Origin of the sequence: Streptosporangium sp. NBC_01639 (genome assembly GCF_045209755.1) — a bacterium.
Taxonomy (GTDB): domain Bacteria; phylum Actinomycetota; class Actinomycetes; order Streptosporangiales; family Streptosporangiaceae; genus Streptosporangium.
In genome coordinates this window covers 1,727,778-1,746,512 of the sequence record NZ_CP109272.1, presented here as the reverse complement: position 1 = coordinate 1,746,512, position 18,735 = coordinate 1,727,778, and the positions used below count along the sequence as shown (strand labels likewise).

General features: G+C 70.1%; 17 protein-coding genes. 10 read left to right on the top strand and 7 right to left on the bottom strand.

The features are described from left to right. Positions 1-49: 49 nt before the first annotated feature. Complete coding sequence (locus OHA77_RS07710) at positions 50-1,600, top strand: N,N-dimethylformamidase beta subunit family domain-containing protein (protein ID WP_406317069.1); 1,551 nt, start codon at positions 50-52, stop codon at positions 1,598-1,600. 303 nt (positions 1,601-1,903) lie between these two features. Continuing rightward, on the top strand, positions 1,904-2,929 hold the full coding sequence (locus tag OHA77_RS07705) for a 6-phosphofructokinase (RefSeq protein WP_326821338.1): 1,026 nt from the start codon (positions 1,904-1,906) through the stop codon (positions 2,927-2,929). Positions 2,930-3,095: 166 nt separating this feature from the next. On the opposite strand, the gene OHA77_RS07700 is transcribed toward OHA77_RS07705, so the two are convergent. After that, positions 3,096-3,959: an MHYT domain-containing protein gene (locus OHA77_RS07700; protein ID WP_406317068.1), complete on the bottom strand. Its 864-nt coding sequence runs from the start codon at positions 3,957-3,959 to the stop codon at positions 3,096-3,098. Between the two features lie 618 nt (positions 3,960-4,577). On the opposite strand from OHA77_RS07700, the gene OHA77_RS07695 reads away from it, so the two are divergent. Beyond that, positions 4,578-4,952, top strand: coding sequence for a hypothetical protein (locus tag OHA77_RS07695; protein ID WP_406317067.1), 375 nt, complete (start codon positions 4,578-4,580; stop codon positions 4,950-4,952). 619 nt (positions 4,953-5,571) lie between these two features. Here the strand turns inward: OHA77_RS07695 and OHA77_RS07690 are convergent. From OHA77_RS07690 to OHA77_RS07670, 5 genes are all read right to left on the bottom strand, one after another. Next, entirely contained in the window at positions 5,572-6,414 is an 843-nt protein-coding gene (locus tag OHA77_RS07690) for an alpha/beta fold hydrolase (RefSeq protein WP_406317066.1), read from the bottom strand. Continuing rightward, positions 6,411-7,112 (bottom strand): aspartate dehydrogenase domain-containing protein, encoded by a 702-nt coding sequence (locus OHA77_RS07685; protein ID WP_406319800.1) that lies wholly within the window; start codon positions 7,110-7,112, stop codon positions 6,411-6,413. The genes OHA77_RS07690 and OHA77_RS07685 overlap by 4 nt, the downstream gene beginning before the upstream one ends. A gap of 120 nt (positions 7,113-7,232) precedes the next feature. Then, positions 7,233-7,754, bottom strand: coding sequence for a cupin domain-containing protein (locus tag OHA77_RS07680; protein WP_406317064.1), 522 nt, complete (start codon positions 7,752-7,754; stop codon positions 7,233-7,235). Between the two features lie 167 nt (positions 7,755-7,921). Next, positions 7,922-9,394, bottom strand: coding sequence for an aldehyde dehydrogenase (locus OHA77_RS07675; RefSeq protein ID WP_406317063.1), 1,473 nt, complete (start codon positions 9,392-9,394; stop codon positions 7,922-7,924). 1 nt (position 9,395) lies between these two features. After that, positions 9,396-9,899, bottom strand: a complete 504-nt coding sequence (locus OHA77_RS07670) for a MarR family transcriptional regulator (protein WP_326821347.1) — start codon at positions 9,897-9,899, stop codon at positions 9,396-9,398. 183 nt (positions 9,900-10,082) lie between these two features. On the opposite strand from OHA77_RS07670, the gene OHA77_RS07665 reads away from it, so the two are divergent. From OHA77_RS07665 to thiI, 5 genes are all read left to right on the top strand, one after another. Continuing rightward, positions 10,083-11,153 (top strand): ABC transporter substrate-binding protein, encoded by a 1,071-nt coding sequence (locus tag OHA77_RS07665; protein ID WP_406317061.1) that lies wholly within the window; start codon positions 10,083-10,085, stop codon positions 11,151-11,153. A gap of 3 nt (positions 11,154-11,156) precedes the next feature. Continuing rightward, the gene (locus OHA77_RS07660; RefSeq protein WP_326821349.1) at positions 11,157-11,948 is read left to right on the top strand and encodes an ABC transporter ATP-binding protein; all 792 of its coding nucleotides are present in this window, start codon (positions 11,157-11,159) and stop codon (positions 11,946-11,948) included. Beyond that, positions 11,945-12,805 (top strand): ABC transporter permease, encoded by an 861-nt coding sequence (locus OHA77_RS07655; protein WP_406317060.1) that lies wholly within the window; start codon positions 11,945-11,947, stop codon positions 12,803-12,805. Before OHA77_RS07660 ends, OHA77_RS07655 begins: the two co-directional genes overlap by 4 nt. Then, a complete protein-coding gene (locus OHA77_RS07650; RefSeq protein WP_406317059.1) occupies positions 12,805-13,956 on the top strand; it encodes an alcohol dehydrogenase catalytic domain-containing protein in 1,152 nt (383 codons plus the stop codon). The genes OHA77_RS07655 and OHA77_RS07650 overlap by 1 nt, the downstream gene beginning before the upstream one ends. Before the next feature lie 151 nt (positions 13,957-14,107). Further along, positions 14,108-15,310 (top strand): tRNA uracil 4-sulfurtransferase ThiI, encoded by a 1,203-nt coding sequence (gene thiI, locus OHA77_RS07645; RefSeq protein WP_406317058.1) that lies wholly within the window; start codon positions 14,108-14,110, stop codon positions 15,308-15,310. Positions 15,311-15,403: 93 nt separating this feature from the next. Here the strand turns inward: thiI and aroF are convergent, their stop codons facing one another. Continuing rightward, positions 15,404-16,441: a 3-deoxy-7-phosphoheptulonate synthase gene (aroF, locus tag OHA77_RS07640; RefSeq protein WP_326821353.1), complete on the bottom strand. Its 1,038-nt coding sequence runs from the start codon at positions 16,439-16,441 to the stop codon at positions 15,404-15,406. Between the two features lie 365 nt (positions 16,442-16,806). Between aroF and OHA77_RS07635 the strand changes: the two genes are divergently transcribed. Continuing rightward, a complete protein-coding gene (locus tag OHA77_RS07635; RefSeq protein WP_406319799.1) occupies positions 16,807-17,427 on the top strand; it encodes a molybdopterin-dependent oxidoreductase in 621 nt (206 codons plus the stop codon). A gap of 86 nt (positions 17,428-17,513) precedes the next feature. Further along, positions 17,514-18,707, top strand: coding sequence for a histidine kinase (locus OHA77_RS07630; RefSeq protein WP_406317056.1), 1,194 nt, complete (start codon positions 17,514-17,516; stop codon positions 18,705-18,707). Positions 18,708-18,735: the final 28 nt, after the last annotated feature.

Sequence of the window (18,735 nt, the reverse complement as noted above, 5' to 3'; positions counted from 1 at the left end):
CCCTCCAAGTCCGGTGCGGGAGACCCCCGCGCGGGACATGCTGCCGACCATGTTCCGAGTGCCGCTGTGCATGGCCGTCGCGCTGACGCTGACCCTGGTCGTCGGGTGCTCCGCCCCCGGCGGGTCCGCGACCTCCGGAGACGGCTCCTTCGCGCAAGAGAGCCCCTCCCCGGCCGGTGGCGCGGCTCCGGCGGGGAGGGCGGGAGCCGCCGACGTCACCCAGGCGGCGAGAGACGCCACCGTGGCCGAGAACGCCAGGGCGGGAGACCCGCGCTGGCGGCTCCGTGAGCCCGGCGCCGAGCACGAGATCGAGGGCTTCGCCGACCGGGTGAGCGTACTGCCGGGGGAGGACTTCCGGCTGTACGTCTCGACCACGGCCGGCCACTACACCGCCCGCGCCTTCCGGATGGGCTGGTACGGCGGAGCCGGGGCCAGGCAGGTCTGGAAGTCCGCCGAGCTGCCCGGCCGGAGGCAGGCTCCGCCCAGGACGGTCGCCGCCACCCGCACGGTGACCGCCGTCCACTGGAGGCCGGGCCCCGAGGTGGACACCTCCGGCTGGCCCGAGGGCACCTACCTGATCCGGCTGGACGCCGCCACCGGAGGCCGGCGCTACGTCCCCCTCACGGTCAGATCCGCCTCCACCCGGGGCCGCCTGGTCATCGTCAACGCGGTCACCACCTGGCAGGCCTACAACGACTGGGGTGGCCGCAGCCTCTACAAGGGGCCCGGCGGCTTCGCGGACAGGTCCCGCGCGGTCAGCTTCGACCGCCCCTACGACACCTCCGGGGCCCGGCTCTTCCTGGACATGGAACGCGACGCCGTCGCACTCGCCGAGCGCGACGGCCTGCCCCTCGCCTACGTCACGGACGTGGAGCTCGACCGCGACCCCCACGTCCTCGACGGCGCCCGGGGCCTGGTCTCCCTCGGCCACGACGAATACTGGTCGGACCGCATGCGCCGCACCGTCGAGGCGGCCCGCGACCACGGCACCAACATCGCCTTCCTGGGAGCCAACGCCGTCTACTGGCGGATCCGTTTCGCCGCGACGCCCCTGGGTCCCGGCCGCCTCGTCGTCTGCCACAAGGACGCGGCCGAGGATCCCACGACGACCCTCTGGCGGGAGAGCGGCAAGCCGGAGAGCTCCCTGACGGGTCCGATGTACGACTGCTATCCCTCCGAGTCCGCCTACGTGGTCGACCGTCCCGGAAACTGGATCTTCAAGGGGACCGGGGTCCGGCGCGGAACCTCCTTCCCCGGCATGGCCGGGGTGGAGACCGACCGGGTCGGCGCGGGCGCGCCCCGTCCCATGGAGGTCCTGTCGGTCTCCCCGGTCGACTGCGGCGGCCGGACCACGGTCGCGCACAGCGCCTACTACACCGTGCCGAGCGGCGCCGCGGTGTTCAGCTCCGGCACGATGCGCTGGGTGTGCGCGATGAGAGGCGCCCGCTGCGGCCACGGCGTCACCGGACGGGCCGGTGTCTTCGTCCGGAGAGCCACCGGGAACATCCTGCGGGCCTTCGCGGCCGGACCGGCCGGGCGCAGCCACCCGGCCGACGACAACCTCGAATCCCTGGGGCTGGCCGGACCGGTGCTCCGTTGAGGGGCCTTCCCCGGTACCGCTCCGCCGACTTCCGGAGTGCGGGAGGGTGGCGCGGAACGGTCGCCTGCAAGCACGCGGAAAAGGTGGAGACTGGAAGGGGGGAGACGGCGTCACACGAGCTCGGCCGCTCCGGCGACGCCGATGAGAACCGGCGACCGAGAAATCGGGACTCCGCCAATTTGGTCTAGACCATTGGCCACATCAGCAGGCAGAATGCGTTGCGTCGGCGGCGGAAATCCCTCGTCGGCCGCACCACCACGCTTAGTCTGGCCGTCTTGCCTCGGAACCACCACGGAGGATGCCATGCGTATTGGAGTGCTAACCGGAGGCGGCGACTGCCCCGGCCTGAACGCCGTTATCCGGGCGGTCGTGCGCAAGGGGGTCAGCGTCTACGGGCACGAGTTCGTCGGATTCCGCGACGGCTGGCGCGGCCCGCTCGAAGGCGACACCATGCCGCTGGACATCCATGCCGTACGGGGCATCCTGCCGCGGGGCGGCACGATCCTCGGCTCGTCGCGGACCAACCCGATCAAGATCGACGGCGGCGTTGAGAAGATCAAGGACAACCTGCTGGCGAGCGGGGTCGACGCGCTGATCGCGATCGGCGGCGAAGACACCCTGGGGGTCGCCAAGGAGCTCTTCGACAGGGGAGTGAAGGTCGTCGGGGTGCCGAAGACGATCGACAACGACCTCAACGCCACCGACTACACCTTCGGATTCGACACCGCCGTCAACATCGCCACCGAGGCGATCGACCGGCTGCACACCACCGCCGAGTCCCACCACCGCGCGCTGATCTGCGAGGTCATGGGCCGGCACGCGGGCTGGATCGCCCTGCACGCGGGCATGGCCGGCGGCGCCAACGTCATCCTCATCCCGGAGAAGCCCTTCGACATCGACCGGGTGTGCGCCTACGTCGAGTCCCGCTTCAAGACCCGTTACGCACCGATCATCGTCGTCGCGGAGGGAGCCCACCCGATCGAGGGCCAGATGGCGTCGCAGGCGGGTGAGCTCGACTCCTTCGGCCACGTCCGGCTGGGCGGCATCGGCGAGGTGCTCGCCAAGGAGATCGAGAAGCGGACCGGCAAGGAGGCCCGCACCACCGTGCTCGGCCACATCCAGCGCGGCGGCACGCCCACGGCCTTCGACCGGGTGCTGGCCACCCGGTTCGGCCTGCAGGCCATCGACGCCGTGCACGACGGCCAGTTCGGCGTCATGGTCGCGCTGCAGGGCACCGACATCGTCCGGGTCGGTCTCGCCGAGGCCACCAAGGAGCTGAAGACCGTGCCGGTCAGCCGCTACGAGGAGGCCGAGGTCTTCTTCGGCTGACACGCCGGTGAGGGGGCTCACGGGCCCCCTCACCCTCAGCGGACGGGCGACCGCGATCTCGCGGCGGCGGACGGTGGTGGCCTGGCCTCGTCCGCATACGGCGCTCACCTCGATCAGACGGCCTGCGATGACGCAGGCCGTACGCCGGTTCTCGCCGGGGCCGAACTCAGCTCTTGCCGGGGTCGAACAGCGAGGGCCGCTCCGGTGCCCCGGCCGGCGATGCGGCCGGCGATATGGACGGGGTGAGGGGCGGAGCCGCGCTCTGCAGAGTCTCCAGCTGTGCCAGCAGCGCGTCGTCGTCCTGCTGTTCCTGCTCCGAAGGCGACAGCACCACGGCCAGCAACAGGCCGAGCGTCAGCAGGCTGACCACGACCAGGGTGGGCAGGATGAAGTCTCCGCCCCGCATCCCGGTGACCGGCGTCAGGGAGACCTGGGACTGCACCTCCACCGCGAACATGCCGACGTAGTGCATGCCGCATACCGCGATGGCCATGATCAGGGCCGCGCCGCCGGTGGCGAGCGCGCCGTCGACCCGCCGGGTGAACCAGAGCGCCACGGTCGAGGCGGCTATCGCGATCACCACCGAGAGCCCCACCAGCAGCGGGTCGTAGGAGATGCGCGCCGACATGTTCATCGCGAACATGCCGACGTAGTGCATCCCGGCCATGCCGAGACCGGTGAGCAGCCCACCGCCGAGAAGAGGGACCAGCCTCTCGTCCCCGCGGGAGGCCAGGAACAGGCCGGCGCAGACGACGACCACCGCCGGCACCGCCGAGCCGATCGTCATGGGTACGTCGTAGCGGATCCGGCCGCCCACGGTGAACCCCATCATGGCGATGAAGTGCATGCCCCAGACGCCGGTGCCGCCGATGGACAGTGCCCCGCCGATCAGCCATCGCAGCCGGGACGGACCTGTGGTCACCCGTGCCCTCGCGGTGAGCAGCAGGCCCAGCAGGCAGCCGATGCCCGACATGACATAGGCCAGCACGGGGGTGAGCAGGCCGTAGGAGAAGTGGTCTACGTGAGACATGATCCATTTCTCTATGTGGGGGAACGGCGATTATCGCAGCTGATCATGGTTCCACCGGTACAGATGGCCGGATCTCCTGGCGATCGGGTGGCCGTCCGAGCGGACCGTCGCGAGTGCCGTGCCGTCCGTAGTCGCGCCCCACACCCGCGCCTCGCGCCCCATACTCCGCGCCCCACACTCCGCGCTCCGCACCCCGCACCCCGCGCTCGGACCTTGTACGGCGGCCCGCCGACCTCGCCGGAGTCCATGGGAAATGCTGAGAAATCCAGCTATACCTGACCGGCCCGGCGAAAGCATTTCCCGCAGATGATGGGTTCAGGTCGCGATGACCTACCGGGTCGTTGCACTCGGGAGCTGAGGAAATCCTTTGGAAGAAAGGCCCTCGGCGGATAAATGTAGCCGAGTGTGACCGGGTGGTCCCTGTCGGTTCCAGTGGCGAATCGAAGGGTAATCCCGGTGAATGAATGCTTTTGCCTCGCTGTTATAAGCGCCGAAGTTCTCCTCAACTAGCGTGGAATTTGGATTATGTGCCGTATCGGCTTTTTCGTGACGTCGATTCGGCGATCCGCCGGCCCGGGTACTGCCCGGGCATGTCCGTGCGATGCGAAGGAATCTCTCATGATCAAGGTCAAGAACACATTCGCCGCCGGTGTGATGGCGGCCTCCGCTCTCATCGTCCCCATGACGATGCCGGGCCAGGCCGCAAGTGCCGCCACGCCGTCCTACGCCGCTACGACATCCGTTTCCATGGGACATCCGTGCGAGTTCCACAACAATCCCGCGCGCTGTAGACGAAGAGGCCATCAACAGCAGCAGCAGCAGCAGCAGCAGCAGCAGCAGCAACAGCAGCAGCAGCAGCAGCAGCAGCAGCAGCAGCAGCAGCAGCAACAGCAGCAACAGCAGCAACAGCAACAGCAACAGCAACAGCAACAGCAGCAACAGCAGCAGCAACAGCAGCAACAGCAGCAGCAACAGCAGCAGCAACAGCAGTAACGACCGGACTGACGCGGGCGGGAACCGGAGCCTGCCGGACGGCGGGTGAGCCCTCATGGCCGGCCCCCGGGGGAGTGAAACGGACGCTGCCCGGGTGTCGGCCCGTCAGAACGGCTCCGGCGCCGAAGGCAATACCTGCGGAGTCCCTTCGGAAGGCGATGATAATTCCTGAGGTGATCGTGCCATTGCCGCCGGACGATCCCCGCCTGGCAGGAAGGCGATTCAGGAAGTGAGGTCTTCGGTCGCCGTCGGTGCAGAAAGGCGGTGATCGGCCGAGGGGATCGAAATGGGGTCCGGTGCCCGGATCATCGATTGTCGAATGGTCCGGGTGTCGCCGGGGCATCGAATCCCGGATAATCGCAGATTCGGCGCGTCATTTTCATGCGCGTAATTCGTGCTGCGCGGAACCGGCCCTTTAAATTACCGCCGGTGGTATTTCGGCATGCGTTTTCACTGTGGCGATTTCCGGGTGGGCGAGCCCGGGGCCGACCGCGATGTCGCGGCCGGCCCCGGGACGTCCATGCGACACGTCCATGCGGCAGGCGAGATCGCGCCCATGCCAGGTGCCGGCGGCCACAACCCCGTACGGGCCCGGCGCCGGCGGCATCGGCGGGGTTCCCTATGCGAGCCACTCCATCAGCAGGCGGTTGAACTCTTCGGGACGTTCCACATTGGACAGGTGCCCGGCGCCCTCGATCACGGTAAGCCGCGCACCGGGCACCGCCGCGACGATGGCCTCGCTCTCCACCACGCCGGTGACGAGGTCACGGTCACCGGCGACGACCATCGTGGGTACGGTGAGCGTGCCGAGCGCGTCGCTGTGATCGGTCTCGGCCATCGACGAGGCGGCGTAGGCATAGCCGGGCAGCCGGATCGACCGGGTCATCGCGGCCGCCACCCGCTCCACCAGTTCGGCGGGCGCCTCGGGGGACACCAGCCTCGGACCTCGGGCCGCGGCGAACGCGGCCGGGCCGAGTTCGCCCAGTTCGGCCGCCCGGGATCGCATCGCCGCAGCCTGCGCGGCCGTACGGCCGGAACCGCGCAGCGAGTCGACCAGCACAAGCGACCGGAGCACGTCAGGATGCTCAAGCGCGAGCCGGGTGGCGATCACGCCGCCCCAGGAGACTCCCACCACGTGTGCGGGGGTCGCTCCGCGTTCCCGCAGCAGCAGCGCCGCGAGCGCGGCGTAACCGGACATGCCGGGTGCCGCGTCCGGATCGGCCGAACGGGCGTAGCCGGGCGCGTCCCAGGCCAGCACCCGATGGCGGGACGACAGGGCGGCGAACTGCTCGGTGAAGGAGTCGGCGCTGCCGCCGATGCCGTGCAGCAGCAGGACCGGATCGCCCGTCCCGCCGCTGTCACGGACATGGAGGCCCTCCAGGGCGGCCGCGGGGACGGATCGCACAGCATCGCCGGTGCGGGTGTCCGCCGCGCCCGCCGCGGCACCGTAGGTGTCACTCATCGCGCCAGTTCCCTCAGCGCCGTCAGTACGGCGTGCGGCACGACCTGGCTGCTGGCCGGGTTCTGCTCCGACGGCCGGTTGCGGATCTCGAACCGGTAGTCGCCCGCCGGTCCCGATGCGGTGATCACATGCGAGGTCAGCGTGGCGGCGGGGTCGGCCATGACGACCGCCTCGACGATGTCGAAGGAACCGGCCGCGAGCGCCACCGCCGCGGCCACGTTGGTGGACTTGGGGAAGGCCGCCGCGATCTGCCTGGCCGGACCGCGCATGACCTCCACCGGCCCGCCCGTATCCGGGACGCCCAGGGTGGACGGCTTCTTGGTGGTGACGATCCGTACCGTCTCCAGCGGCGCCATCAGCGCGGCGGCGCGGAGCAGGTCCAGTCCGCCGATCGCGCCCGAGGTGAGGAAGAGCCGGCCGGGTCCGCCGCGCAGCCGCTCGTGCAGGGCGTCGTCGGTGAGCGCGCCGATCGAGACGACGAGCAGATCCTTGCCGGCGTCGATCACCTTGGGGCCGAGTTCGGCCAGGGCGCGTTGCCCGGCGCATTCGACCACGAGGTCGGCGAGGGGGAGGGCGTCCTCCAGCGAGTCGCCGAGGTTCACCACGGCGGTCAACCGGGCGCCCGGAACCTCCCCGGATTCCAGTGCGGAGATGACCACACCGCCGATCGCGCCGCTGCCCAGCACGGCTACCCGCATCACTTCTCCCTCCTTCGGACCGGCTCGGCGGTCAGCGAACGCATGGTCTCGTCCGCCTCACCGGACGGGCGGGTGCCGGTCTGCTCCGGAGCCGGTACGGCGCGGCATCGCTTGAACATGTCAGTCCCGGGTGACGCCGTGCATCGCCGAGGTGGCCGGGTAGGTGGGAACCTGCGGCTTCTGCGTCCCGATGACCACGCAGAACAGCGCGTCGGTGTCGCCGATGTTGCGCAGGCTCCTGGGGACGCCCGCGGGCACCCGGATCAGGTCTCGGTAGCCGAGCACGCGGCTCGCGGTCTTCGTGCCGTCCTCGACGTCGTGCACGGTGACCTCGAGGGTGCCCTCCAGGACGAAGAAGGCCTCCTCCGCGTCATGGTGGGTGTGCTCGGGCCCCACGGCACCGACCGGCAGGCGCATGTTGGAGAAGGTGAAGCCGCCCGAGGGGATGATCCGGTTGTCGGTCTCGTGGTTGCCGGTGGCGCCGGAGCCGACGTAGCGGATCTGTGCGCGGCGGAACTCGTCGCCCGCCTTGGCCTGGAAGCCCAGGGTGTCCCAGTCCTCGTAGCGGCTGTCACGGCTCGCGATGCACGAGTCGATGAGGGCGTCGAGGTTCACTGGAGTGGTGGCTTCGGGCTGGCTCATGGGAGTTGTCCTGCTTCCGTGTCGACGACAATTAGCTTGGTGCAAAGATATTTTGCTATAAGTGTTTTAGCACCAAGCTAAATATGGACGCAACCCCGCCGGGCAACATGTGGGATCTTGCGCAGGGCACGGGCCTGCCGATGCGGCGGAGCGGCCCTCGCTGTCGCTCAGACGCCTGCCCAGGGCAGCGGCTCCTCGCCCATTCCCCAGTAGAGGCTCTTCTGCCGGGCGTAGGCGAGGATGCCCTCGCGCCCCTTCTCCGTGCCCGTGCCGCTCTGCTTCCACCCGCCGAAGGGTGTGGAGATGCTGAACTGCTTGTAGGTGTTGATCCAGACCGTGCCCGCCTCGATCCGGCGGGCCACCCGCCAGGCCGTGCGGTAGTCGCGCGTCCAGATGCCGCAGGCCAGGCCGTACACGCTGTCGTTGGCCTGCTGCACCAGGTCTTCCTCGTCGGCGAACGGGAGGGCGACGAGCACCGGGCCGAAGATCTCCTCCTGGCAGGTGGCCGAGCCGTTGGACAGGCCGTCGAGAATGGTCGGCAGGTAGTAGGCGCCCGCGGCGTACTCCGGTCCCTCCGGCGGCCGGCCGCCGCACAGCACCCGGGCGCCCTCCTCGCGGGCCCGGTCCACCATCGCGGCCACCCGGTCGCGGTGCGCGTGGGTCACCAGCGGGGCCACCTGCGTGGCCGGATCGCCGCCCGGACCGATCCGTAGCTTCTCGGTGTGCCGTACGAGCCGGTCGAGCACCTCGTCGTAGTGGTCGGCGTGGATGAACACCCGGGACCCCGCGATGCAGCTCTGACCCGACGAGGAGAAGATCCCGTAGAGGATGCCGGCCACGGTCAGGTCGAGGTCGGCGTCGGGGAAGACGATCGTCGGCGACTTGCCGCCCAGTTCCAGCGAGACCGGCATGATCTTCTCGGCGGCGGCCGCGCCGATGGCGCGGCCGGTGACCGTGCCACCGGTGAAGGTCACCTTGCCCACCAGGGGATGCCGGACGACCGCGTCGCCGATCGTCCTGCCCGGCCCCGGCAGCACCGACAGCAGCCCGGCCGGCAGTCCCGCCTCCGTGATCAGCCGGCCGAGGGCCAGGGACACGAGCGGAGTCCATTCGGCCGGTTTGAGCACCACCGCGTTGCCGGCGGCGAGGGCGGGAGCGATCTTCTGGGCATCGCTGGCGATCGGCGAGTTCCACGGCGTGATCGCGCCGACGACTCCGATCGGCTCGTGCACGCTCATGCTCAGATACTGGCCGCGCGGGGGAGTCCGGGCTCCCTCCAGGGTCTCCAGCGCCGCGGCGAAGTAGCGGAACGTTCCAGCGGCGCTGGCCACCAGCGCCCGCGTCTCGTTGACGGACTTCCCGGTGTCCGTGGTCTGCAGCGTGGCGAGCTTCTCGGCCCGTTCGTCGATCAGGCCGGCGATCCGGACGAGGAGACGCGCCCGCTCGTGGGGGAGCAGGTCCCGCCATCCGGGTTCGGCGGCGGCCCGGCGTCCGGACTCCACCGCCTGGTGCACGTCGTCGAGGTCGGCGCCGTGAATCGCGGTGATCACCTCACCGGTCGCGGGGTCGCGCGTCTCGATGAGCTCGCCGCCGCCCCGCCGCCACACACCGCCGATCAGGATCTCGTCGGTGAACCGCATGTCATCGTCTCCTGTTCTGGGCGGCCCGCATCGACTCTTCGAGGACGGACAGGGCATCGGCGATCCGCGCGCGGTCCTCCGGTGACAGGTCGCCCAGCAGGGCCTCCTCGTTGGCGAGGTGCACCGCGAAGGCCTCGTCGATGAGCTTGATGCCCGCGTCGGTCAGCTCGGCGTACATCACCCGGCGGTCGGTAGGGTGGGGCGTGCGCCTGATGAGGCCCTGGCCTTCGAGTCCGTCGAGGCGGCCGGTCATCGCGCCGCTGGACAGCAGCGACGACTCGGCCAGCTGGGACGGGGTCTTGCGGTAGGGGGCGCCGCCTCTGCGGAGGTTGGCGAGCACGTCGAAGGACTTCGGCGTCAGGCCGAACGGGGCCAGGTAGGCCTCCAGCTCGTGGCGGGACATCTCGGCCGCCTGGCGCAACCGGGCGAAGACGCCTATCGGCGAGGCGTCGAGATCGGGCCTCTCGCGGCGCCACTCGTGAAGCACCTTCTCAACAGAGTCCATCGTCGCCACCCGTAGGTAAGGGGAAATCCAGCCGGGGTATCGTAGCGGAACCAAGATACCTTGACACAAGCTACTTGCTGTAGAAATACTTTGCACCAAGTTAATTTGCCATGTCCATCCCCAGGCGATGGATGTTCCCGCGGACGGCCGGCGTCGTCTGCTTTCAGCTCAGATGAGGCAGTGATGCGTAAACCTTTCACCTCTCTCCGCTGGCCGCGCAGGACGCTTCCGGGTGCTCTCCTGGCGGTTACGGCGCTCCTCGCCGTCTCCGCGTGCGGGGGGTCCGGCGACTCCCAGGACGGGGCCGAGCAGGCGTCGGTCAAGGTGCGGACGGACGTCTTCTACACGGGCGCCGTGCTTCCCCTGCTGGCCGGGGTGGACAAGGGCATCTACCGCAAGCACGGCATCGACGTGACGCTGAACCCCGGCAAGGGGTCGGCCACCACGATCCAGACCGTGGGCAACGGCTCCGACGACATCGGCTACGCCGACGGCGGCGCCCTGGTCCAGGCCGTCGGCAAGGAGGTGCCCGTCAAGATGGTCGCGGGCATGGTCCAGCGTTCCCCGCTGACCCTCTTCGTCAGGGCGGACTCCGGGATCAAGAGCGCCAAGGACCTGGCCGGCAAGACCTCCGGCTTCACCGCGGGTTCCGCCTCCGAGATCCTCTTCCCCGCCTTCGCCAAGGCCAGCGGCCTCGACCCCGCCTTGGTGACCTTCAACAAGGTGGACATTCCCACTCGGGACAGCCTCTTCGTGCAGGGCGAGTCGCAGTTCACCTTCGGACTGCTGAACGTCACCAAGGCGAACATGGAGGAGAAGTGCAAGTGCGAGCTGGTCGAGTTCAGCTACGCCGACGCCGGGCTCGACGTGCTCAGCTCGGGCATCGTCGCCTCTGACACCTTCGTCAAGGAACAGCCGGAGACGCTGAAGAAGTTCCTCGCCGCCACCGCCGAGGCCGTCGAGTACACCAACAAGAACATCGACGACGCCGTGGGCTCCTTCTTCAAGGTGGCCAAGACCAGCGCCCTGTCCAAGGAGGTCGTCAAGGCCCAGTGGCTGGCCTCGGCCGACCTGATGACGACCAAGGCCAGTGAGGGCCAGCCGTTCGGCTGCACCGCCGAGGCCGACTGGACGAGCACCATCAAGCTGATGGAACAGTACGGCGGAGTCGCTGCGGGGAAGGTCACGCCCGCGGGCGCCGCGAGCAACGCCCTGCTGTCGGGCTGTACGGACTCTCTCGGAGAGGGGAAGTAGCCGATGGCCACCGTAGCCCCCTTCGTGGAGTTCGACCGTTTCGCCAAGGCGTTCGACACCGGGAACGGCGTCGTCACCGCGGTCGAGGAGATGTCCTTCGACCTGGATCGCGGCGAGTTCCTGGCGATCGTCGGGCCGAGCGGTTGCGGCAAGAGCACGCTGCTGATGGCGCTGGCCGGGCTGACCCAGCCGACCGGAGGCCAGGTGCGGGTGTCCGGCCGCCCGGTGCTGGAGCCGTACACCGACCTGGGGATGGTCTTCCAGAACGCCGAACTGCTGCCCTGGCGTACGGCACTGCAGAACGTGATGCTGCAGGCGGAGATCAGACGCACCGCCAGGGACCAGGCGGAGGCGCGGGCCCGTGAACTCCTCGCGCAGGTGGGCCTGGCCGGGTTCGAGGACCACCACCCCGACGAGCTGTCCGGCGGCATGCAGCAGCGGGTCGCGCTGTGCAGGGCGCTGCTGCACGACCCGGAGATCCTCGTCATGGACGAGCCCTTCGGCGCGCTCGACGCGCTGACCCGCGACCAGATCCAGATCGACCTGCAGCGGCTGTGGATGGAGCGGCGCAAGACCGTCGTGTTCGTCACCCACAGCATCGATGAGGCGGTGTTCCTGGCCGACCGGGTGCTGGTGTTCTCGCCGCGCCCGGCCAGGATCGCCGCGGAGTTCCGCGTTCCGCTGGAGCGCCCGCGCCATCTGAGCGTGCGGGGATCACGGGAGTTCGCCGACCTCGTCGGAGACATCCGGCACGTCTTCGAGAACCTCGGTGTGCTCAAGGAGGAGGACAAGTGACCCAGACCGACCAGCGTCCGGCGGCGTCCCCCGTTCGGGGAGGACGGCGCCGTCCCGCCCCGCAGGGCCCGCCGCTGAAGGAGCGGGTGGCCGACTGGGCGCTGCCGATCGGCCTCGTCATCGTGATCATCGCGATCTGGCAGGGGCTGGTGACCTTCGGCGGCCTGAAGGAGTACGTCCTTCCCGCTCCCGGCGACGTCATCGCGAAGATGTTCACCGACCTCGACGTGTTCGCCGAGCAGTCGGTGCCGACGATCATCGCCATCTTCGTCGGGTTCGCGCTGGCGATCGTCGTCGCACTGCCCATCGCGGTCGCCATGATCTACAGCAGCATCGTGCGCCGGGCGGTGTATCCCCTGCTCATCGTCGCGCAGGTGGTGCCCAAGGTGGCGATCGCGCCGCTGTTCATCATCTGGTTCGGCTTCGGTCAGCTACCGAAGATCCTGATGGTCGCGCTGATCTGCTTCTTCCCCGTGGTCATCGACGCGCTCGTCGGCTTCCGCGCGGCCAGGCCGGAGAGCCTGATGCTGGTCAGGTCGATGGGGGCCAACCGGTGGCAGGCGTTCTGGAAGGTCCGCTGGCCCTGGGCGCTGCCGAGCATCTTCGCCGGCATCAAGGTCGGCATCACGCTGGCCGTCGTGGGCGCCGTGGTGGCCGAGTTCGTCGGCGCCGACACCGGCCTGGGCGTGCTGCTCATCACCGCGCGCGGTGACATGGACAGCCTCACCGTCTTCGCCGCGATCGCCTGGCTCACGATCATCGGCTTCGCGCTGTTCATCCTGGTCGAGGTGCTCGAACGGATGCTCGTGCCGGGCAGGCGCGGCAAGCGCGGCTTCGAGGCGTCGGGAGGCCTGTGATGAGTACCCAGACCGCCGTCGTCTACGCGGAGCCGGGGCGGGCCGAGGTCCGCGAGGTCCCGCTGCCCTCCCTCGACGTACGGCCGGCGCCCGGCGTCCTGCCGAGGCGATGCGACCACGGTGTGATCATCCGGACTCTCGCCACCGGCGTGTGCGGCTCCGACCAGCACACCCTGCACGGCCCCGGCGCGGCCCCGGGCATGGTGCTCGGGCACGAGCTCACCGGGGTCGTCACCGAGGTCGGCAGAGACGTCGAGCGGGTCAGCGTGGGCGATGTCTGCTCGGTGCCGTTCAACGTGGCCTGCGGGCGGTGTGCGAACTGCCGCTCCGGGCTCACCAGCCACTGCCTGAGCGTCAACCCGGCCAGACCGGGCGGGACCTACGGGATGGGCGAGGGTTTCGGCGGCTGGTGCGGCCTGCAGGCCGAATTCGCGCTGGTGCCCTACGCCGACTTCAACCTGTACGTCCTCCCCGACGCCGACCAGGCGGGAGAACGCCTGCTCGACGTCGCCCTGCTCGGCGACGTCCTGCCCACCGGCTACCACGCCGCGTTGAACGCCCGGGTCCGTCCCGGCTCGACCGTCTACATCGCGGGTGCGGGACCTGTCGGGCTGGCGTGCGCGGCGGCCTGCCGGCTGCTCGGCGCCGCCGCCGTCCTGATCGGCGACTTCAACACCGAGCGCCTCACGCACGCCCGGACCGTCGGCTTCGAGCCCGTCGACCTCTCCCGGGGCGACCTCGCGGACGCGGTGGCGGAGATCACCGGACGGCGGCACGTGGACGCGGGCATCGACTGCGTGGGGGCCTCGGCCCCCGGGCTCGACGGCGAGGGCACACCACCGGCCGCCGCGTTCAACGACGTGGTGTCGGTGGTGGGGCCGGGCGGCGCCGTCGCCGTCCCCGGCGTCTACCCGGGAGGCGGGGCACCCCTGGGAGTACGGCTGGGCGGGATCTGGTCCAAGGCGCTCACCGTGACCTCGGGCGCCACCCCCGCCCGCCGCTACCAGGACGAACTGGCCCGTGCCGTGCTCCTGGGCGGGTTCGACGCCGGGAAGATCGTCGGAGCCACCGCCGTGCCGCTGGCCCAGGCCGGCGACGCCTACGCGCGGTTCGCGGCGGGTGCGGGACGGAAGTTCATCCTGGTCCCGTGACGCATGGCCCGTCCGCCGGGCCCGGATCCCGGCGAGGGCAGGTCATGGGGGCGACTAAAGTGGCGAGGCCGAGCCTTTGTCTTTACGCGACCACGCGCGACACTTGGCGATGAACCTACATTCCCCTCAAAGCGCCACCGGAGGTTGCACCATGACCATGTCCGCCTTGGGCGAGCCCTGCGTTCTGCTCAAACTGGGCGAGGTCGTCCTCAAGGGAAACAACCGCGAGCTTTTCGAACAGCGGTTGCAGGCCAACATCAAGGCGGCCCTGAGGGATTTCGACTTCAAGGTGGACGTGCGCCAACGCCACGGCGTGATCGCCCTCTTCCTGCCCGACGGCACCTCCGCGGAGGTCGCCGACGCGGTCGCCGAGCGGGTCACCTACGTCCCCGGGCTGGTCTGGGTCCACCGGGCATGGCGGGTGGAGAAGGACCCGGGGGCGGTCACCAAGGCGGCGATCGAGCTGCTGGCCGACCGGGACGACGTCAGGCGCGGGGTCTCCTTCGCGGTCCGCTCCCGCCGCCGCGACAAGCGCTTCCCGATGACCTCGATGGAGATCGACCGTTCGGTCGGCGGCGAGCTCAACGACATCTACGGCCTGCCGGTCGATCTGAAGAACCCCGAGCTGGTCGTCTCCATCGAGGTGGACAGGGACGAGGTCTTCGTCTTCACCGGCGGCCTGCCCGGCCAGGGCGGCCTGCCGGTCGGCACCAGCGGCCGGGCGCTGGTGCTGATGTCCGGCGGCATCGACTCCCCGGTGGCCGCCTACCGGATGATGCGGCGCGGTCTGCGGGTGGACTTCCTGCACTTCTCCGGCATCCCGTTCACCACGTCGGAGTCCATCTACAAGGCGTACGCCCTGGTGCGCGCCCTGGACAAGTTCCAGGGCCGGTCACGGCTCTGGGTCGTCCCCTTCGGCAAGGCCCAGCAGTCGATCAAGGCCTCCGGTCAGGAGCGCCTGGCGATCATCGCCCAGCGCCGCCTCATGCTCAAGACCGCCGAGGAGGTCGCCCGCCGTCTCCGTGCCAGGGCGCTGATCACCGGTGACTCCCTCGGTCAGGTCTCCTCCCAGACCCTGCAGAACATCACCGCCCAGGACGACGCCGTCGACCTGCCGATCCTGCGCCCGCTCATCGGCCTCGACAAGACCGAGATCATGGCCGAGGCCCGCCGTATCGGCACCCTGGAGATCTCCGAGCTCCCCGACGAGGACTGCTGCACCCTGCTGGCCCCCCGCCGCGTCGAGACCGCCGCCAAGATCGCGGATCTGAAGCAGATCGAGAGGCGGCTGGACGCCGAGGAGCTCGCCGTCCAGCTCGCCGGATCCCTCCAGGAGTACCGGCTGGAGGGCTGAGCCCGTCCCGGCCCGAACCACCGGTGAGACACGGCCGGCGGCTTGTGGTGCCGCGGCCGTGGCGTGGGTGCACAGGGCGTGATCCGGCGACGGTCAGGCGGGCGTCAGCGTGTCGCCCGCCGCGACCTTGCCCACCAGCGGCGGGAACTCGCGCAGCACGCGGGCGAGCTCGTGCAGATCCCCGTCGACCAGGGCCTGGGGGCCGTCGCAGAGGGCCAGCTCGGGGTGCGGGTGGACGTCGATGATCACGCCGTCGGCACCGACCGCGATGGCGGCGCGGGTGAGCGGCAGGACCAGGTCCCGCAGGCCGCCGGAGTGGGACGGGTCGACGATGACCGGAAGGTGGGACAGGCGCTGGGCGACCGGGACCGCGGAGACGTCCAGGGTGTTGCGGGTCGCGGTCTCGAAGGTGCGGATGCCGCGCTCGCACAGCACGATGTCGAGGTTGCCGCGCTGGGCGATGTACTCGGCGGCCATCAGCCACTCCTCGATGGTGGCGTTCATGCCGCGCTTGAGCATGACCGGCTTGCCGATGGCGCCGACCGCCTGCAGCAGCGCGAAGTTCTGCGCGTTGCGGGTGCCGACCTGCAGCATGTCGGCGTAGGAGGCGACCAGTTCGACGTCGTGGGCGTCCACCACCTCGGTGACCACGGGCAGCCCGGTCTGCTCACGCACGTCGGCGAGGATGCGCAGGCCCGCCTCACCCAGTCCCTGGAAGGCGTAGGGGGAGGTGCGGGGCTTGTAGGCGCCGCCGCGCAGCAGGGTCGCCCCGGCGGCCTTGGCCATCTCGGCCGCCTCCAGGGTCTGCTGCGGGGTCTCCACCGCGCACGGGCCGGCGATCAGGGTGACCGTGCCGGGGCCGATCGGCACGCCGCCGACCCGGACCGTGGACCGCTCGGGATGGTTGTCCCTGCTCACCAGCTTGTACGGGGCGGTCACCCGGATCACGTCGGCCACTCCGCGCATGCCGCGCAGGTCGAGTGTGCCGAACTGGACGACGTCGCCCACCAGCCCGATGATCGTGCGGCTCACCCCCCGGCTGACGAACGCCTCGCCACCCGCCCCGCCGATGGTCTCAACGATCGCCTCGATGTCCGCCGGTACGGCGTCGGGGCCCATGACGATGACCATGTCTCTCCTTCGATGAAAAGGTCCGCCAACGCAGAAGGCCCCGGGTCCGTAATCGGACCCGGGGCCTTCGCGTTCGCCTGGCTGTCAGCGCAGCATCTGGTGGCGAACGGTCCGACCCACGGGTCCGTCGCCATACCAAAACCAGAACACGGTACGCATTGCCGGAAAGGATACCGCACCGCCGGAGCACGTCCGCGCCCCGGGCGCTCCGGCGTACGGCCCGGGGCGCCCGGGGTACGGCCTCCGAGCGGGCGAGAAGGCGTTATCCGGTGGCCGCCGGGGCGGCGCGGGAGACGCGATGGCAGGATTACCCCGTGCCGTCGGGGAAGAGGATCACCGCGTGCGAGCGGGACACGGCGAGGGGAGTGACGGTGGAGCAGCCCGAACCCCCGGAGGAGGCTCGCCTGCCTCCGGGCCAGTACGTCCCCCGGGGACGTCCTGTGATTCACTACGGCCGGGTGCCCACGTTCCGCCCGGCGACGTGGGAGTTCCGCGTCATGGGCGCGACCGCCTCGGGCGAGCAGTACAGGTTCACCTGGCCCGAGTTCTCCGAGCTGCCGCGGACCACGGTCCTGGCGGACTTCCACTGCGTCACCAAGTTCTCGATCATGGGCAACGAGTGGCGCGGGGTGTCCGCGGCGACGCTGATGGAGCTGGCCCCGCCCGCCCCGGGGGTGAAGCACGTGATGGTCTGGGCCGAGTACGGCTACAGCGCCAACCTGCGGATGAGCGACTTCGCCCGCCCCCACACGCTGTTCGCCCTCGAACTCGACGAGAAGCCCCTCTCCCCGGAGCGCGGGTTCCCGGTCCGGGTGGTCGTCCCTCATCTGTACGCGTGGAAGAGCGTCAAATGGGTGCGCGCGGTGGAGTATCTCCTGGAGGACAGGCGCGGCTTCTGGGAGGAGCGCGGATACCACAACGTCGCCGACCCCTGGCGGGAACAGCGCTACTCCTATCAGGAGGAGCCGGGCGAGGGGCCACCGTGATCGATTACCGGGAGGAAGCGGGCGAAAGCCCGCCGTGATCGGCGTTCCCCCCTGATCCGCAGGAGCGGTTGACTACGGTTTCCCGCATGTGGTCGACCGGCGGCTGGGTGCTGCTCTGCGCTGTCAGCACTCTTCTCGGGTTCGTCCTGTCCCGTCGCCGGCCGCCGTCCCCCCGCCACCGGTCCGTCTCGGCGGGCGAGACCACCTTCGCCACCCTGCACGTCGCCGCGCTGGCGGCGCCGTCCCTGCGTGCCGGACTGACGCGCGACTCGGCCCGCCGGGCGGTCCGCCACCTGCGCGCGCTGCTGGGCGCCAGCGCCGTCGCGGTGACCGACGCCGACGGCGTGCTCGCCTGGGACGGAGCGGCGGACTGCCACCGCGGGCACGCGTCCGAGCACGTCCGCACCGTGCTCTCGTCGGGCCGTCCGCACGTGGTGGCGGGGAGCGCGCTCGACTGCGGCACGCCGGGCTGCGTGATCCGGGGGGCGGCGGTGGCGCCGCTCACCGTGGACGGCCGGGTGATCGGCGCGCTGACCGCCTATGACACCGAGATGAGCGTGGCGCTGGTCCGGGCCGTCACCGAGGTCGCCCGCTGGGTCTCCGGCCAGCTCGAACTGGCCGACCTCGACTCATCCCGCAGACGCGCGACGGAGGCCGAGACCCGGGCGCTGCGCGCGCAGATCTCCCCGCACTTCGTCTACAACTCCCTGACCACCATCGCCTCCTTCGTTCGCACCGACCCCGAGCGGGCCCGCGAGCTGCTGATGGACTTCGCCGACTTCACCCGGCACGCGCTGCGCCGAGGGGGGGACTTCACCACCCTGGCCGACGAGCTGCGCTGCGTGGACCGCTATCTGCTGCTGGAACGGGCCAGGTTCGGCGAACGGCTCCGCTTCACCGTCCGGGTCGCCCAGGAGGTGCTGCCGGTGCCCGTGCCGTTCCTGTGCCTGCAGCCGCTCGTCGAGAACGCCATCAAGCACGGCATAGCGGCCACCGGCGGCTCCGGTGAGGTGCGGGTGGTGGTCAGGGACGCCGGCCCCGAGGCCCACATCAGCGTCGAGGACGACGGACTCGGCATGGACCCGGCGCGGGCCAGGCGGCTGCTCGGCGACGGCCCGTCCCGGGGGCCGGATGAGGGCGGGATCGGCCTGGCGAACGTGGACGTGCGGTTCCGGCACATCTACGGCGAGGAGTACGGGCTCGTGGTGGAGACCGCTCTGGGCGCGGGGACCAAAATACGGCTGCGCGTACCCAAGCTTCCCTCCAGTAATAGCTATTAGTAGTCATACTTTTACTTAAAGTTGACAT

What these genes read in the sequence shown, in the direction of transcription:
- OHA77_RS07710 (WP_406317069.1), top strand. Translation starts at nt 50, where the DNA reads ATGTTCCGAGTGCCGCTGTGCATGGCCGTCGCGCTGACGCTGACCCTG.
- OHA77_RS07705 (WP_326821338.1), top strand. Translation starts at nt 1,904, where the DNA reads ATGCGTATTGGAGTGCTAACCGGAGGCGGCGACTGCCCCGGCCTGAAC.
- OHA77_RS07700 (WP_406317068.1), bottom strand. Translation starts at nt 3,959, where the DNA reads ATGTCTCACGTAGACCACTTCTCCTACGGCCTGCTCACCCCCGTGCTG.
- OHA77_RS07695 (WP_406317067.1), top strand. Translation starts at nt 4,578, where the DNA reads ATGATCAAGGTCAAGAACACATTCGCCGCCGGTGTGATGGCGGCCTCC.
- OHA77_RS07690 (WP_406317066.1), bottom strand. Translation starts at nt 6,414, where the DNA reads ATGAGTGACACCTACGGTGCCGCGGCGGGCGCGGCGGACACCCGCACC.
- OHA77_RS07685 (WP_406319800.1), bottom strand. Translation starts at nt 7,112, where the DNA reads ATGCGGGTAGCCGTGCTGGGCAGCGGCGCGATCGGCGGTGTGGTCATC.
- OHA77_RS07680 (WP_406317064.1), bottom strand. Translation starts at nt 7,754, where the DNA reads ATGAGCCAGCCCGAAGCCACCACTCCAGTGAACCTCGACGCCCTCATC.
- OHA77_RS07675 (WP_406317063.1), bottom strand. Translation starts at nt 9,394, where the DNA reads ATGCGGTTCACCGACGAGATCCTGATCGGCGGTGTGTGGCGGCGGGGC.
- OHA77_RS07670 (WP_326821347.1), bottom strand. Translation starts at nt 9,899, where the DNA reads ATGGACTCTGTTGAGAAGGTGCTTCACGAGTGGCGCCGCGAGAGGCCC.
- OHA77_RS07665 (WP_406317061.1), top strand. Translation starts at nt 10,083, where the DNA reads ATGCGTAAACCTTTCACCTCTCTCCGCTGGCCGCGCAGGACGCTTCCG.
- OHA77_RS07660 (WP_326821349.1), top strand. Translation starts at nt 11,157, where the DNA reads ATGGCCACCGTAGCCCCCTTCGTGGAGTTCGACCGTTTCGCCAAGGCG.
- OHA77_RS07650 (WP_406317059.1), top strand. Translation starts at nt 12,805, where the DNA reads ATGAGTACCCAGACCGCCGTCGTCTACGCGGAGCCGGGGCGGGCCGAG.
- thiI (WP_406317058.1), top strand. Translation starts at nt 14,108, where the DNA reads ATGACCATGTCCGCCTTGGGCGAGCCCTGCGTTCTGCTCAAACTGGGC.
- aroF (WP_326821353.1), bottom strand. Translation starts at nt 16,441, where the DNA reads ATGGTCATCGTCATGGGCCCCGACGCCGTACCGGCGGACATCGAGGCG.
- OHA77_RS07630 (WP_406317056.1), top strand. Translation starts at nt 17,514, where the DNA reads ATGTGGTCGACCGGCGGCTGGGTGCTGCTCTGCGCTGTCAGCACTCTT.